The organism is Gordonia sp. NPDC003425 (genome assembly GCF_053588635.1).
This window is the reverse complement of sequence record NZ_JBSFQI010000011.1, coordinates 84772-100218: the sequence shown is the minus strand read 5'-3', so window position 1 is coordinate 100218 and position 15447 is coordinate 84772. Positions and strand designations below refer to the sequence as shown.

The window sequence follows — 15447 nt, the reverse complement described above, 5'->3', positions numbered from 1 at the left end:
CGACGTGGCGGTACGGGGAGAACAATCGGAATAGTGAGCAATGACGCGCGGCGGATGACGCAAACGGACACATTCACCTGGCGTATGGAGCAGAATCCGATCCTGCGATCGACGGTCGTCGTGGTCATGCTGCTCGACGCGACTCCCGACTGGGACGGATTTCTCGCCACGGTCGACCGCGCGGCGCGGGTGCTGCCGGCGATGCGGCGCAAGCTGGTACCGGATTACGGTCTGGCGCCGCCGCGCTGGGTCGACGACACCGACTTCGACATCAGCTGGCATGTACGTCGCCTCGCCGCCCCCCACCCCGCCAATCGCGAGGGCGTGCTCGACATGGCACGCACGGCCGGGATGACCGCGTTCGATCCGGCGCGGCCGATGTGGGAGTTCACGCTCCTCGAGGGCCTCGAGGAGGACGCCGCGGCCGCCGTCGTGATGAAGTTCCATCATTCGCTGACCGACGGGATCGGGGCCGTGCGGATCGCCGCGGAGATCATGGACTTCGAACGGGCCGGAACCGTACGTGCCGCGGTGCCCGAGACTCTCGAGGTGGCGAGCGAGCCGTCGGTGATCGAGACCGTCGGCTGGTACGCGACGACGGCCGCCTCGCTCGTGCGTGAGTCGGTGTGGTCGATGACGCGGCTCAGTGCCCGGCTGCTGGCCGGTCCGTTGCGGGCGGTGCGCGAGGTCACCGGAACCTCGGTGTCGGTGGCCCGCATCGTCGAACCCATCAGACGGACGGCATCGCCGGTGATGACCGAGCGCAGCACCAGGCGCCACTTCGCCACCCTCGACGTGCCGCTCGTCGGACTGACCGGCGCCGCGCACACCAGCGGCAGCACCCTCAACGACGCCTTCCTCGCCGGCATCGTGCTGGGTCTGCGCGCGTATCACGACCGCCACGATTCGCCGGTCGACCGCTTGCGCGTCACCATGCCGATGAGCCTGCGTCCCGAGGACGATGAGGCGTTCGGCGGTAATCGGATCACGTTGGTGCGCATCGTGATTCCTTGCGACATCGCCGATCCGGAGAAGCTCATCGTCCGGATTCACGAGATCATCAAGCGCTGGCGGCTCGAGCCCGCGATCCCGTTGGCCGAGCCCATCGCCGCTGCGCTCAACGTGCTGCCGTCGGCGGCGGTGGGGGCGATGCTCGAACACGTCGACTTCCTGGCGTCGGATGTACCCGGCTCGCCGGTGCCCCTGTACCTCGCCGGCGCCAAGCTCATCCGCCAGTACGCCTTCGGCCCCACCATCGGCGCGGCGTTCAACGTGACCCTGGTGTCCTACGTCGACAACTGCTGTCTGGGAATCGACGTAGACGACGCCGCCGTCGGCGACCTCGACACTCTGGTCGAGTGTCTCGCCCAGGGTTTCGACGAGGTGTGCGCACTGGGCGAGTGATTCGCGACACCGGTGCGGCCGCTGGCGTCGGCGACGATGCCGCGCGGGCCGTACGGTTGAGCGATCCACCCGAGCAGAGGACTCCAGATGGCGCAACGCGTTCGGTTCGCAAGCCGGTCGGGCCCGGAACTCAGCGGCATCATCGACCTTCCCGACACCGAACTGCGTGGCTGGGGCGTGTTCTCCCACGGCTTCACCCTGGGCAAGGACTGCCCGGCGGCCAGCCGGGTGTGCAAGCAACTCGCCGCCGACGGCATCGGCATGCTGCGGTTCGACAACCTCGGTATCAACGACTCCGACGGCGACTGGGGTGACGGTTCCTTCTCGCACAAGGTCGACGACACCGTGCTGGCCGTCGAGTACATGCGGTCGACGGGTCGCGATGTGAGGCTGCTCGTCGGCCATTCGTGGGGTGGCGCGGCCGTGATCGCCGCTGCCGGGCAGTGCCCGACGGTCACCGCGGTCGCCAGCATCGCGGCGCCCTTCGATCCCGCCCACGTGGAGCACAGCTACGACTCGCTGGTCGAGCGCATCGAGGAGGACGGTGAGGCGCCTTTCTTCGTCGGCGGCAAGGCGCTCACGCTCAAGCGACATTTCATCGAGGATGTCCGGGAGACCGACCTCACCGAGTGCATCCGCAGGCTCAAACGTCCACTGCTGGTGATGCATTCACCCACCGACAACACTGTCGGGATCGAGAACGCCTCCGACATCTTCCGGACCGCACGCCATCCCCGCAGCTTCGTCTCGCTCGAGGGTGCCGATCACCTTCTCGTCGGCAAGAACCAGGCGGCCCGCGCCGCGCGGATCGTGAGCGCCTGGGTGGACCCGTATCTGTGACCGGTGGCGACCGGGAGTTCACACGAGCAGCGAGATGAACCGCAGTGCGATGGCGGCGAAGCCGAGTACCGCCGTGCCCACGAGCCAGCGCCGGGCGTTTCGATCGTCTCGCACGGGATCGCCGGTTCCGCGTAGATAGACATACGCGGCGGTGAGCGCACACACCGCCGCCGCGACTGCGCACACGGCAACGGCGATCTGCACCGCACCGGTACCTGGCATGTCGTCACCTCCTTGGAATGTTCCGACCGGGTCCGGCCCGCTCGGAACCCGCTCCTAGCCCCTCGGCCCCGGTCGACGAGCGACCTTCCCCTAGTTTCCGCGCGTTCCCCCAGTTGTTCCTAGGGGACGGTGTCGAAAGTAGGGGACGAGCGACCTTCCCCTAGTTTCGGACGTTCCCCCAGTTGTTCCTAGGGGAGGGTGTCGAAAGTAGGGGACGAGCGACCTTCCCCTAGTTTCGGACGTTCCCCCAGTTGTTCCTGGGGGAGGGTGTCGAAAGTAGGGGACGATCGACCTTCCCCTGGTTTCCGCGCGTGCCTCAAGGCCCAGGCCGTCGTCATCGGCCACGCCAATCATCCGGCCGTCATGCACCTGTATCCGCAGCTCGCCGAGATCATCCGGCAGCGCAACCTCACCATGGTGACGCTCGACGACTACTCCCAGACGTGACTACCGTCAAAGGTGACACCCCACGCAAGGAGTTCTGATGGGCGAGATCACCTGGAGTTTCGGCGCCGACGACGGCTCGGTGACGCTGCACACCGGTGTCACCGGCCGCGCCGCACGCACCGGCCACCGACTGACCATCGTGATGAAACAGTGGTCGGGCACCGCCATCTCCCGTGGCGACGAGATCCTCAGCCTCGACGCCACCATCGTCGTCGATTCGCTCGCGGTGGTCTCCGGCGAAGGCGGACTGACCCCGCTGACCGGCGCGGAGAAGATGGTGGCCCGCTCGAACGCGCTGAAATCGCTGCGCGCCGACAAGTTCCCCGAGATCGTGTACGAGTCGACGTCGATCAGCAAGAGCGCCGACGGCTACCGCGCCGAAGGAACACTCACCATCGACGGACAAAGCCGGTCGCACGATCTCGAGTTCACCGCAGAATCCGACGACGGCCGATGGGCCGTGACCGCCGAATCGGTGGTCTCGCACCGCGAATTCGGCGTCAAGCCGTACTCGCTCATGATGGGTGCACTCAAGGTCGCCGACGAGGTGCGGGTGGTCATCGACCTGTCGGTGCCCACACCGGACTGATCCGACGACCGACGCCTCACATCCGCGCGTAGCGCGCCATTACGAAGCAGTACACCCCGTAGGCGGCGAGCCCCGCTGCGGCGAGCACAAGCAGGAACTGTCCGAACGGCCATCCCGCAACGGTTTTCACCGCGCCGTCGATGCCGGTGGCCTTGGACGGATCGGCGGTGACGGCCGCCACCACCACGAGGATGCCCGCACCGGCGAGCACGAGGCCCTTGGCCGTGTAACCGATGATGCCCGTGGTGGTGACGCCGGGGTTCTCGTCGATCATCAGGTCGTCGAGGAACGACCGCGTCACACCCTTGTAGACGTGGTAACCGCCGACCGCCACCACCACGAGTCCCACCACCACCAGCACCATCTTGCCCGGCGTCGATCCCATCAGGTGCGCGCTCACCCCCGCGTTCTGCTGCCCGCTGGACTTTCCCTGACCCAGCGCGAACTGCGCCGCCGACCACGCGAACGCGAGGTACACCACCGCCAGCGAGCCAGCCTTGGCCCGGTCGAGCCAGCCGCCGTCATCGTCGCCGGGTTTCGGGTTGGCCGGGTGCGGGCCCACGATCACCTCGGCGACGCGCCACAGGGCCATCGCCACGAATGCGACCACGGCCAGCCACAGCGTGAGCCGCCCGCCGGTCGACGAGGCGAAGATCGACAACGCACCGGACTGGTCGGCGGATCCAGGATCGCCGAACGCGATGCGCACCACGATGTAGGCGATCAGCAGATGAAGCAGTCCGCTCACCATGTGCCCCGCCCGGGCGAGTCGTTCGAACCAGGTGGAGTCGGTGGCCCCCCGTATCGCGCGGGTGGGGGCGTTGTCGGTCATATGTGCTCCGCATCTGGTGTGAGTGGACGTGTACCCAGACCTACCAGAGGCGACCGGAGGGCACGGGTGATTGACTGTGCGGGCGGGTGTCCCGGGTGACGGTGGGGCATCGCAGCGAGGAGACGTGATGGATGCACAACAGCGCCCGGCGGCACTACGCCGCGCGGGCCTGGCGAGTTGGTCGTTGTTGGGCATCATCGCCCTGATCGTGGTGGTGGCGGCGGCCCTCAGCGCGATCAGCGGCATCCTGATTCCGCTCATCATCGCGGTGATCGTCGGGCTCGTCCTCGAACCCCTGGCGCAGAAGCTGCAGCGCGTCGGTGTCCCGGCGACGCTGGCCACCGTGATGACGCTGCTGCTCGCCGTCGCGGTGGCGGCCGCGGTGATCGCGGTGGTGGTGGCGGGATTCATCGACCAGTGGCCCGAGATCTACCGGCAGCTGCTGATCGGTTGGCACTCGTTCGTCAACTGGGCGGCCGACCTCGACGTGGACGGCCGCATACTCGAGCAAGGTCGCTTCGCCTTCGAAAGCCACGCGGCCCAGTTGGGCCAGGGCGCACTGGGCGCGGTCACCAGCACGTTCTACGGCGTGATCTCACTGATCATGGGCACCTTCTTCGCGGTGTTCTTCCTGTTCTTCGTGCTCCGCGACGGCAGCCGATTCGCGGCGTGGCTGGCCACCACCACCGGTCTCGACGCCACCGAGGTGGAGACGGTCACCGAACTCTCGCGCCAATCGATCCGCGGGTACTTCCGCGGCACCGCCATCACCGCACTGCTCACGGCTCCCATCTTCATGATTCCGCTGCTGATCCTCGGTGTGCCGCTGGCGATCCCGATCTTCGTCCTCTACTTCTTCATGTCGTTCATCCCGTACCTGGGGGCCTGGCTGACCGGCGCCTTCGTGGTGTTGATCGCGTTCGGATCGGGCGGGCCCACCGCGGCACTCGTCCTCGGGATCACGTTCATCGTCTCCAACGGCACCATCCAGAGTGCGGTCGCCTCGTGGGCGTTGGGTTCGTCGCTGCAACTGCATCCGATGTCGGTCCTGCTGGCCACGATGGTCGGCGGCACCGCGGCCGGACTGATCGGGATGGTCCTCGGGCCGCCGGTGCTCGCCATCGTGCTCAAATCGTTCGCGGCCATCCGCCACCACCGGTCACCGTCGGGCGGAACTCCCGACACCGGCCCGTCCGAGCCGGCCGGTCAGCTGTCAGCGGAGTAGTGCAGGATGCCGCCGATGGTGAAATCGACGTAGTCGGCCACCAATTGGTCGACGTCGTGGTCGTCGCGGAGCCACCAGCTGATGCCGTTCATCACGTCGAGAACCGCAATCGCCGACCGGTTCGGATCGCGGACCGTGAACTGCCCCGAGCGGGCACCGGCATGGATCACATCGCGTACCCGCCGCTGGTAGTACTTGCGGTAGTCGGTCACCACACGCCGGTGCTCGGGCAGCAGCGCGGCCATCTCCCGCAGGGCCACCAGGTGTTCCACGCGGTGCTCGGCGAGATGACGCACATGGATCTCCACCAGCGCGGTCAGTTTTTCCGCCGGTGTGCCCTCGCCGTCGAGTACCAGCAGATGTTCCTGTGGGTCCTTGGTCATCCGCAGGGCGATGGCGTAGAGGATCTCCTCCTTGGAGTGGAAGTGGTTGTACATGCTCGCGCCCCTGATGCCCACCGCGGTGGCGATGTCGCGCATGCCCGCGTTGCTGTAGCCGTGCTCGGCGAAGTAGCGGGCCGCGGCCGCGACGATCTCGTCGCGGCGTGCCCGGGGTCGTGCGATCGGGGAGGCCGCGTCACCGGCTGCGGACAGGTGTGCCCTCTCGTCCATGCCGGTCAGAAGTTCCCGTGGACGCGGCGGAGTTCACGCTTGAGGATCTTGCCCTGCGGGTCGGTGGGCAGTTCGGCGACGATGTGCACCGCCTTGGGCACCTTGTAGGCGGCCAGATCGCAACGGCAGAACTCGCGTAGTTCCTCGTCGGTCACCGTGGCACCGTCGCGGGGAACGACGAACGCGGTGACCGCCTCCGACCAGTACTCGTCGCGGATCCCCACCACGGCCGCGCGCAGCACGTCGGGGTGGCCCTGCAGCACGCGCTCCACCTCCTGCGACGAGACGTTGAAACCGCCGGTCTTGATCATGTCCTTGCGGCGGTCACGGAAGAACAGGTTACCGTCGGCGTCGATGCGCACGATGTCGCCGGTGTGCACCCAACCGCCGTCGAGGACCAGCGCGGTACGGACCGGGTCCTTGTGATAGCCCAGCATCACCGACGGTGTGCGACACAATAATTCACCTTCTTCGGCCTCATCGCCGTTGGCGTCGACGACGCGTACCTCGAGATGGCCGACCGGTTTGCCGATCCACGTCGGGTCCTGGTCGGGGACGTCTTCGAGTCGCTTGAACCACCCCACCGAACCCAACTGGGTGAGTTCGGACTGCCCCCAGTACGTGCCCCACACCGACGACGGAGTGGCGTCGGCCCACGCGTCGACGGCGAACGGGGACACCTGACCCCCGTAGGTCAGGCATCGTCGTACGCTGCCCACCGTCTCCGGACCGAAGTGGGGGTGACCCGCCAGGGCGATGAAGAAGGTGGGGGTCTGCGCCAGTACAGAGATGGACTCGTCGCGGATCACATCGAGGGATTCGCCTGGGTCCACCGACGCGGGCAGCACCAGTGTGGCGCCCAGCAGTGTCAGCGAGGTGAGCGACCCGATCCCGGCAATGGTGTGGAACGGCATGACGAACAGCCACACGTCGTCGGGCAGACACCGCAGCCCCCACATCATCGCCGGGCTGGTGGAGATGAGGTAGTTGCGGTGTGCGATCTCCACGCCCTTGGGCGTGGATTCGGTGCCACTCGTGTACACGATCATCGCCAGGTCGTGCTCGTCGACGTCGGTGTCGGGTTCGGTGTCGGGGGCTGCGGCCAGCGCGGCGTCGAACGAGGTCCACGACGCGTCGGGAGAGTCGCCGATGACGAGGACGCGTGCCCCGGCCCGCTCGGCGATCGGTCCCGCGAGTGCCGCGTGTTCGGCGGCGACCACGAGCATGGCAGGCTCGAGATTGTCGAGCTGTTGGGCGATCTCACGCTCCCCGAAGAGCGGACTGATGCCCGAGTAGAACGCGCCCGCCTTGAGAATGCCGTAATACGCGATCACGCTCTCGACCCGGTTGCGGCTCATCACGGCAACCCCGTCGCCATGCCTGACCCCCGCGTCGATGAGCGCCGCGGCACACCGGTTGGCCTGCGCGTTCAGCTCCCCGTAGGTGGTGGCTCGGCGAGAACCGCCGGGACCGTAGGCGATGATCGCCGGCTTGTCGGCCTGGGTGCGGGCCAGGCGCCGCAGCTGATCTCCGATGGTCGCCCGACCCAGCATGGACGTTTGCGCACTGGTCAGGGCGACGTCTCGCGGCACCGTCGGAGTGCTCACGCGAACATCGGGGTGTCGAAGGTGTTCAGAAACGCGATCTGTTCCACCGGGCTGCGAGACAGCTTGCGCGGGAACCCCTCCCGCGGATAACCGACAGCGACATGCGCCGCGGTGATGTATCCGTCGGGGATGTTCAGCAGCTCCTTGACCGCGGGTTCCTCGGCGCACAGCAGCGTGGTCAACGCGGACGCGACGCCCTGTTCGCGCAACGCCAGCGTGAGGTTCTGCACGGTCGGGTAGATCGACGCGCCGCCGACGACGCTGAGCCGACCGAGTTCGTGATCGGTGGGGTGGATTCCGTCGACGTCGGCGCAGACGACGATCAGCACCGGCACCTCGCCGAGGGCGTGGGCGAAGTCGTTGGCCGCGGCCACCGAGGTGGGAACCGCACCGACCGCCTTCGTGCCCTCGATCACCGCGGCGTAGTAGGCCTCCCAGTAGGGCAGATACAGCTCCGCGAGGCGCTGCTTGATCGCGTCGTCGCGGACCACCACCCAGCGCACCGGCTGCCGGTTACCGCCCTGAGGGCCGAATCGCGCGTTGTCGAACGCGTGGTAGAGCACTTCGTCGTCGACATACTTGTCGCTGAAGTAGCGACAAGTTCCGGTCGAGCGCATCGCCTCGCTGAGTTCCATCACCGCTCCTCATATCAGGTGTACTAACTGCCGTTAGCATGATCTGCATCACAGTTGCACGCGCATCGGGCGACTGTCAACAGTGCACAGACACCCCTCCGCGTCCCTTGACCATCAGGGACTAACCGTGGTTAGCATGCGACATGACCTCAGTCACCTCCAGCGACCAGCGAGCCACGGTCGACGCCGCACGGCTGCGAATCGCGGTGCGCTCGGGTAACGTGCCCACGCTCATCGCGGTGCTGGTGGAACTCACCGGTGACCGGCGGTGGCTGTCGGAGCGGTATCGACCGTCACGAGCGCGGGGAATGGACGACAACCAGACGGGCGGACTGCCCCCGGACGTGCGGGAGGAGATCTACGCGGCCACGGTCGACGCGGTCACCGAGTGGTACGAGCGGGGCGCCCTGCAGCGCGCTGCGCCCGACGAAGACCTCGTCACCGAACTGATGGACTTCACCGCAGGGGAGACCGTGCCCCACGAGTTCGCTCCGATGATGACCGAGATCGTGACCGGAGCGCGGCCGGGCACGCCCGAGGCCCAGCCGGACGATGCCGCGGAGCCCGCCGGCATGGATGCGATCGTGATCGGCGCGGGGGTGGGCGGCATGCTCATGTCGGTGCGGCTGGCCGCCGCCGGGATCGACCACGTGCTGCTGGAGAAGAACGACGAGGTGGGCGGCTCGTGGCTGGAGAACCGGTACCCCGGCGCCGGGGTCGACACACCGAGTCACCTCTACTCGATCTCCTCCTTCGATCATCACTGGTCGACGTACTTCGGCAAACGCGACGAGGTGCAGGACTACCTGGCCTCCTATGCCGACGCGCACCGAATCCGCGACCGCATCCGCTTCGGTACCGAAGTGGAGACGGCCACCTACGATGCCGCGGCACAGCGGTGGACCATCGTCGCCCGCGGACCCGACGGTGAGCGGCGCACGCTGTCGTCGCGGATCCTGATCACCGCGGTGGGTCTGCTCAACCGGCCGAAGATCCCCGACCTGCCGGGAATCGACGACTTCACCGGTCCCCTGTTCCATTCGGCTCAGTGGCCCGCCGAACTCGACGAGCCGGGAGCCCTCACCGGCAAGCGGGTGGCCATCGTGGGGTCGGGCGCCAGTGCCATGCAGATCGGGCCGGCGATCGTCGACGACGTCGCCTCACTCACCGTCTTCCAGCGCTCGCCGCAGTGGATCGCACCCAACGACGACTACTTCTCGCCCGTCGGCGACGACGTGCATTGGCTGATGGACCACGTGCCCGGATACCGCGAGTGGTACCGGGCGCGACTGTCCTGGATCTTCAACGACAAGGTGCATCCCACGCTCCAGGTCGATCCGGACTGGCCTGAGCGCGAGTCCATCAACGCCGTCAACGAGGGGCATCGCCGGTTCTATCTCCGTTATCTGCGTGAGCAACTCGGCGACCGGGACGATCTCGTCGAACTCTGCACGCCGCACTATCCGCCCTTCGGCAAGCGGATGCTGCTCGACAACGGGTGGTATGCGATGCTGCGTCGGCCCGGTGTGGAACTCGTGCCGCATGCCGTGCGCGAGGTCACCCCCACCGGACTGATCGATTCGACCGGACGTGCCCGCGACTTCGACATCGTGGTGTTCGCCACCGGTTTTCACAGCGACCGGTTTCTGCACCCCATGACGGTGCGCGGCCGCAGCGGGCGCTCGACGGTGGAGCAGTGGGGCGAGCACGACGCCCGAACCTATCTCGGGATCACCGCCCCCGACTTTCCCAACCTGTTCATCCTCACCGGACCCAACACGGCGCTCGGCCACGGCGGCAGTTTCATCACCATCCTGGAACGTCAGGTGGGCTACATCGCCGACGCGTTACGCCACATGACCCGACATCGACTCGGTGCCTTTGAGGTTCGCGACGACGTGACCGAAAAGTACAACGCCGCAGTCGATGCCGCGCATGCCCGGATGGTGTGGACGCACCCGGCCATGACCAACTGGTACCGCAACGACGACGGACGTGTGGTGGCGGTGCTGCCGTGGCGGATCATCGACTACTGGAACATGACCCGCGCCATCGACCCCGCCGATTTCATCGGCGAACCGGCGATCAGCGCCACAGCGCGCTGACCGGCACCGGGTGCCCGACGATGTTCTCGGCCGCACGATGTCCGGAGAGCAGGGCGGCGGTGACCGTCGCCGGGTCGTCGGTCCAGGTGGCCTCCCCGGCGAGATGGAGAGCACCGCCGCCGAGCGGGGTGGCGAGCATATCATGGTCGGCGGTGGTCGACCCGACCGTCATGTACGCGTAGGAGCCGCGGGCGAATTCGTCGTCCTGCCAACGTGTTACGTCCACCGTGGTGGGCGCGCAGACCGCATCGCCGTAGATCTCGCGCAGCGCGTCGAGCACCGAGCCGGCGATCTCGGCGTCGCTCCACGTGCGTACGCGACGCGCGCACGGACCGGCGGCGAAAGTGAGCAGTGTCGGTTCGCCGTGCAGTGCGGTGAGGTCGTACCAGGAGTGCCACCAGCGTGCCGCATCACCTTGTCGCCGAACGGCATACACACCGTCGTCCCAGAACTTGTGCGGAAACCGCAGGAACACCTTCTCGAAGGCGTTCATCTCCAGGCGCGCCAGCGCGCCGGCCACCGGCTCGGGCAGCGGTGGGTCGATCGTGGGGTTCTCGGATTTGAGCACGCCCACCGGCAGCGTCACCACCGCGCAATCCGCGTGGAACACCTGCGTTCCGGCAGCGACCTCGACGCCGGATTCATCCCACCGCAGCCGGGTCACGTTGTGCCCGAGCCGAATATCGAGTCCGTCGGCCAGGAATTCCGGGAGCCGGCCGTAGCCGTCGGGGAACACCACCTCGTCACCGAGGGTCTCGTCGTCGTCGAGGCCGTGGGCGTCGAGATCGTCGAACCAGACTCCGTACTGCTCCTCGGTGCGGTGCGCGCAGAACTCCTGCACCCGCGCCGCGCGTTCCCCCGTCCAGCCCAGGTCGGCAAGCGTGGCCCGCACCGCCGACCCGTAGCTCACCCCTGCCGCCATGTCGGCCACCGCGCTCGACAATGCCGCATCGAAGGCGTGGATGTCGGCGGCGAATGCTGCGGCGGAGGCCTCGTCGAGGCGCGATCCGTCGGGGCCGTAGTAGGCGATCGGCCGGCCGTCGGGTTGATAGCTGCCGACCGTGAACTCCACCGGACGCATGCCGATCGCCTCGGTGACCTCGTAGAGCGGCGCGTCGTCGATACCGTGAATCCACGAGGCGCCGTGATCGGTGATGTGTCCGTCGGCGCGCACGGTGTGCACGCGACCACCCACGCGATCGCGCGCCTCGAGCACCACCACTCGCCGGCCGAGGCGATCGAGGAGCCGTGCGGTGGTGAGTCCGGAGACCCCGGCACCGATCACGATCGTGTCGAATCCGGTGGTGTCGGTCGTGGCGCCGATCGCATCGGTCATGTGCTGTTGTCCCGCCCGTCCCGCGCGTGGTTTCTCGTCGACCCTATCGCCACGGACCTGCCGACGAGGCACACTCGGAAGCGATGCTGCACATAGAGATGTCGGTACCGGCCAGCTTGACCTCCGCGGTGCTCGAACTCATTGCCGACGACCGCGCCGTCAGTTCGGTGGCGGTGATGCGGGGCGCCTCGGTCACGCCGATCGGCGACGTCATCACCGTCGACGTCGCGCGGGAAGCTGCCGACGAACTCATCATGACGCTGCGGCGGTTCGGCGTGGCCGAGCACGGCAGCCTTCGTGCCGAAGAGGTCGAGACCTATCTGTCGCGGCGCGCGTTGGAGGCTGAACGCGCCGCACCCGGATTCGGGTCCGACGCGGTGGTGTGGGCCCAGGTGGGGCGGCGGGCGTACGGAGACTCCGAACTGAACTTCACCTACCTGAGCTTCATGATTCTCGCGACGATGCTCGCCGCCATCGCGATCGTGCTCGACTCCCAGATCCTCACCGTGGGCGCCATGGTGCTCGGACCCGAGTTCGGCACCATCTCCGCCATCGGAGTAGCGATCGTGTTGCAGCGTCGGGCGTTGCTGAGGATGGCGTCGGTCACTCTGCTCACGGGCTTTCTGGTGGGCATCGCGGTGACGTTTTGTCTGGCGCTGGTGATCCGGATGGTGGGCTGGACCGATGTCGACGACCTTCGGCATCACCCCGAGACCGCCTTCATCTACTCCCCGGACCGGTGGTCGTTCATCGTGGCGGTGCTCGCGGCCATCGCGGGCATACTGTCGCTCACCTCGGCGCGGGTGGGAGGTCTGGCCGGGGTGTTCATCTCGGTGACCACCATCCCGGCGGCCGGCAACATCGGACTGGCCGCCGCCTTCGCCGAGTGGCACGAGGTACGCGGTTCGGCGTTGCAACTCGCGGTCAACATCAGCGGAATGATCGTCGCGAGTGTGCTGACGCTGTGGGTGCAGCGACTGGTGTGGGCACCGGTGGCCCGTCGCCGTGCCGCACGCGTGCGCGGCATGCCTGCCTGAGCGCGCCTGGATTCCCGCCGTCTTCGGTGGATGCCGGACTTCTTCCGTTGCGCCGTATGATGATTGCAGAATCCGACGAGAAGAGAGTCACATCATGGAGGCAGGGGTCACGCCCGAAGCCCAGCAGGCCATCGCCGACATCGCCGCACGGTATGGCATCTCGCAGGACGCCGTCCTCGCCATGCTCTACGCGGTGCGCTCCGGTGGCGGCACCATGGCGCAGTTCAACATCCCCGAACTCGGCGGTTCGGGCCAGTGGATGCGCGGCGGCATGACGATGGTGGGCAACATGTTCGACAATGCGCTGAAGGCCCGCGTCGACTCGCTCTGCGCCGAACTGTCCCAGCTCCTCGATTCCACCCCGGTGTTCCCGCCCGCGGCGCCGTCCACCCAGTTCGGGTTCAACGCACCGAACAACTGGTGGCCCGCCGACCTGGGCGTGCCGAGCTCGTCCGGCGGTCAGAACGACAGCCGCTACGCCGTGTTCCCGGCCACGCACCGACTCGCGATCCAGGTCAACGGCGCGACCCGCGTGTTCGACACCGGCGAGCACCAGATCGGCGGGGTTCAACAGCAGCAGGGCGGGCTGCCCGGCACCCTGAGTTTCACCAGTCAGTTCGGCACCTTCGATGTGTCGAGCCTGCGTGAGCTGGGCGTGCAGGACGTCGCGCAAACCCCGGTCGCGGCTCCCGCGCCACGGCATCTGGCGCCGGAGCCGACCTTCGGCAGTGTGCCGCCCCCGGCGCCGCAGGCATCGCCCGAGCCGGCTCCCGAGCCCGGACCGTCCCCCGCGCCGGTCTCGGAGCAGCCCTCATCGGCGTCCGGCGGTGCCGACGGGATCTTCGCGGCCATCGAGCAACTCGCCGGTCTGCACCAACGCGGCATCCTCTCCGACGAGGAGTTCGCAACCAAGAAGGCGGAGTTGCTCGGTCGGCTGTGACGCTCGACTTGGGTATTTCGCCCCAGTCCTCCGGGAATCAAGTCCCTGCCGTCCTGGTGTGATGCTCGATACTCTTCGGACGACCGATGGGCGGGAGAGACCGATGTCGATGGAACAGATCGATGCCGAACTGGCGGCATCGCTGCGCAAGATCGAACGGTCGGTGCTGTCCGAGGTGCGCTTCGGTCGGGTCCCGACGCTGGTGATCATCGGGGCCGTCACGGTACTCATCGGCGCCTGCTTCGGTGCGTGGGTCGGTGCGCCGGTGCGCACCGGGCTGGTGATCGCGGCGGTGGCGGTCGGCGCCGCGGCAGCCGCTGTGGGCACCGTCGCGCTGATCCGCCCGCGGTTCTGCTGGTGCTGGACCGCCGGCGTGCTCAGCGGCCTCGGAGTTCCGGTGTCGATGGCCGGGTACTGGTCGGCGCAGACCGTGGTCGGCGGCCATCCCTGCCCCTGGCTGCTGGCGCTGCTGGCCGCCCACATCGCGCTGGTTTCGCAGTGGGTGCGATGCGCCAAGCCGGTGCTGCCGGCGAGCCGTTAGGTCGATCGGGACCCCGTCCCACGTCGAGCGTGCCCACTTCCCGGTCGAGCGTGCCCGTTTCCAGGTTGAGCGTGCCCGTTCCCGGTTGAGCGTGCCCACTTCCGGGTTGAGCGTGCCCGTTCCCGGTTGAGCGTGCCCACTTCCAGGTTGAGCGTGCCCGTTCTCGGTTGAGTCCTGTCCGGTTGGGCACGGTCGACGGGGATCTGGGCACGGTCGACGGGGATCTGGGCACGGTCGACGCGGATCTGGGCACGCTCGACGGGGATCTGGGCACGCTCGACGGGGATCTGGGCACGCTCGACTGACTCCGCGGTCAGTTTTTGGAGCCCCCGTGAACCCGCTACCCTCAGAAAAATGAGCACACTCATTTATTTGTGCGGGCCGACGGCGGGTGCACCGTATGCACGGGTCTGACACCGTCGGTGGTTCCGCCCCGGCCGAGAGCCGTCGCGCGCAGAACATGCGCGACAAGCACGACCGAATCTTCCGTGCGGCCGCCGAACTCTTCGCCGAGCGAGGCTACGACGGCGTGTCGACGGGCGCGGTGTCCGAACGCGCCGAGGTGGCTGCGGGCACCGTGTTCCGGTACGCGTCGTCGAAGAGCGAACTACTGCTCATGGTGCTCAACGAGGGTTTGCGAACGTCCCTCGACGAGGGTGCCGTGCGCGCGCAGCTGGAGGTCGACACCGCCGAGGCGGTCATGCTGATGGTGCAACCCATGCTCGCCTTCGCCGCCGCGCAACCCGAGAACGGACAGATCTATCAGCGTGAACTGCTCTACGGCAGTTCCACCGACCGCTATCGGGCAGAAGGCCTCGCGCTGGTCTCACAGTTGCAGCAGCGGATAGCCGACCGGCTGGTCGACGACGCAGTGCGACGGCACCTGCCGGCCGAGCACGACCGGGCCATGCTGACCGCCAATCTCGTCTTCGCCGCCACCGCGCTGGCCATTGCCCGACGCTCCACCGGCGCACATCCCCGCCGCGATCCCTACGCCGACGTCCGCGCCCAGGTGCACATCGCCGTCGCCGGCTACTTCTCCGCTTCGTCCACCGACCGTTAGGAAACCCTCCATC

General features: G+C 67.5%; 17 protein-coding genes. 11 read left to right on the top strand and 6 right to left on the bottom strand.

What is annotated here, in order from left to right:
* Positions 1 to 33 precede the first annotated feature (33 nt).
* Positions 34 to 1404, top strand: a complete 1371-nt coding sequence (locus ACWDTD_RS14385) for a wax ester/triacylglycerol synthase domain-containing protein (RefSeq protein WP_449747794.1) — start codon at positions 34 to 36, stop codon at positions 1402 to 1404.
* Between the two features lie 87 nt (positions 1405 to 1491).
* On the top strand, positions 1492 to 2244 hold the full coding sequence (locus ACWDTD_RS14380) for an alpha/beta hydrolase family protein (RefSeq protein ID WP_449747793.1): 753 nt from the start codon (positions 1492 to 1494) through the stop codon (positions 2242 to 2244).
* Positions 2245 to 2262: 18 nt separating this feature from the next.
* Here ACWDTD_RS14380 and ACWDTD_RS14375 read toward each other — a convergent pair whose 3' ends face one another.
* Entirely contained in the window at positions 2263 to 2466 is a 204-nt protein-coding gene (locus ACWDTD_RS14375) for a hypothetical protein (protein WP_449747792.1), read from the bottom strand.
* Positions 2467 to 2733: 267 nt separating this feature from the next.
* Between ACWDTD_RS14375 and ACWDTD_RS14370 the strand changes: the two genes are divergently transcribed.
* Entirely contained in the window at positions 2734 to 2913 is a 180-nt protein-coding gene (locus tag ACWDTD_RS14370; RefSeq protein WP_449747791.1) for a hypothetical protein, read from the top strand.
* 37 nt (positions 2914 to 2950) lie between these two features.
* On the top strand, positions 2951 to 3502 hold the full coding sequence (locus ACWDTD_RS14365; protein ID WP_449747790.1) for a YceI family protein: 552 nt from the start codon (positions 2951 to 2953) through the stop codon (positions 3500 to 3502).
* A 16-nt stretch (positions 3503 to 3518) separates the two neighbouring features.
* Here ACWDTD_RS14365 and ACWDTD_RS14360 read toward each other — a convergent pair whose 3' ends face one another.
* Positions 3519 to 4334, bottom strand: a complete 816-nt coding sequence (locus ACWDTD_RS14360) for a DUF1206 domain-containing protein (RefSeq protein WP_449747789.1) — start codon at positions 4332 to 4334, stop codon at positions 3519 to 3521.
* A 127-nt stretch (positions 4335 to 4461) separates the two neighbouring features.
* Between ACWDTD_RS14360 and ACWDTD_RS14355 the strand changes: the two genes are divergently transcribed.
* A complete protein-coding gene (locus ACWDTD_RS14355) occupies positions 4462 to 5559 on the top strand; it encodes an AI-2E family transporter (protein WP_449747788.1) in 1098 nt (365 codons plus the stop codon).
* On the opposite strand, the gene ACWDTD_RS14350 is transcribed toward ACWDTD_RS14355, so the two are convergent.
* The 3 genes from ACWDTD_RS14350 to ACWDTD_RS14340 are packed head-to-tail and all read right to left on the bottom strand — an operon-like array spanning position 5541 to position 8412.
* Complete coding sequence (locus ACWDTD_RS14350) at positions 5541 to 6170, bottom strand: TetR/AcrR family transcriptional regulator (RefSeq protein WP_449747787.1); 630 nt, start codon at positions 6168 to 6170, stop codon at positions 5541 to 5543. The two genes, ACWDTD_RS14355 and ACWDTD_RS14350, sit on opposite strands and share 19 nt — an antisense overlap.
* Before the next feature lie 5 nt (positions 6171 to 6175).
* Complete coding sequence (locus tag ACWDTD_RS14345) at positions 6176 to 7723, bottom strand: class I adenylate-forming enzyme family protein (RefSeq protein WP_449747834.1); 1548 nt, start codon at positions 7721 to 7723, stop codon at positions 6176 to 6178.
* 50 nt (positions 7724 to 7773) lie between these two features.
* Positions 7774 to 8412 (bottom strand): nitroreductase family protein, encoded by a 639-nt coding sequence (locus ACWDTD_RS14340; RefSeq protein WP_449747786.1) that lies wholly within the window; start codon positions 8410 to 8412, stop codon positions 7774 to 7776.
* A gap of 143 nt (positions 8413 to 8555) precedes the next feature.
* Between ACWDTD_RS14340 and ACWDTD_RS14335 the strand changes: the two genes are divergently transcribed.
* Positions 8556 to 10517 (top strand): flavin-containing monooxygenase, encoded by a 1962-nt coding sequence (locus tag ACWDTD_RS14335; RefSeq protein WP_449747785.1) that lies wholly within the window; start codon positions 8556 to 8558, stop codon positions 10515 to 10517.
* Here the strand turns inward: ACWDTD_RS14335 and ACWDTD_RS14330 are convergent.
* Positions 10498 to 11853, bottom strand: coding sequence for a flavin monoamine oxidase family protein (locus ACWDTD_RS14330; protein WP_449747784.1), 1356 nt, complete (start codon positions 11851 to 11853; stop codon positions 10498 to 10500). The genes ACWDTD_RS14335 and ACWDTD_RS14330 overlap by 20 nt on opposite strands.
* An 83-nt stretch (positions 11854 to 11936) precedes the next feature.
* On the opposite strand from ACWDTD_RS14330, the gene ACWDTD_RS14325 reads away from it, so the two are divergent.
* The 5 genes from ACWDTD_RS14325 (at position 11937) to ACWDTD_RS14305 (ending at position 15434) form a co-directional block, all read left to right on the top strand.
* Complete coding sequence (locus ACWDTD_RS14325) at positions 11937 to 12890, top strand: DUF389 domain-containing protein (protein ID WP_449747783.1); 954 nt, start codon at positions 11937 to 11939, stop codon at positions 12888 to 12890.
* Between the two features lie 94 nt (positions 12891 to 12984).
* Positions 12985 to 13830, top strand: coding sequence for an SHOCT domain-containing protein (locus tag ACWDTD_RS14320; protein ID WP_449747782.1), 846 nt, complete (start codon positions 12985 to 12987; stop codon positions 13828 to 13830).
* 103 nt (positions 13831 to 13933) lie between these two features.
* Positions 13934 to 14371, top strand: coding sequence for a hypothetical protein (locus ACWDTD_RS14315; protein WP_449747781.1), 438 nt, complete (start codon positions 13934 to 13936; stop codon positions 14369 to 14371).
* A gap of 167 nt (positions 14372 to 14538) precedes the next feature.
* Positions 14539 to 14676, top strand: coding sequence for a hypothetical protein (locus ACWDTD_RS14310; protein ID WP_449747780.1), 138 nt, complete (start codon positions 14539 to 14541; stop codon positions 14674 to 14676).
* Between the two features lie 95 nt (positions 14677 to 14771).
* Positions 14772 to 15434 carry a TetR/AcrR family transcriptional regulator gene (locus tag ACWDTD_RS14305; protein ID WP_449747779.1) on the top strand — a complete coding sequence of 221 codons (663 nt, stop codon included), beginning with the start codon at positions 14772 to 14774 and terminating at the stop codon, positions 15432 to 15434.
* Positions 15435 to 15447 lie beyond the last annotated feature (13 nt).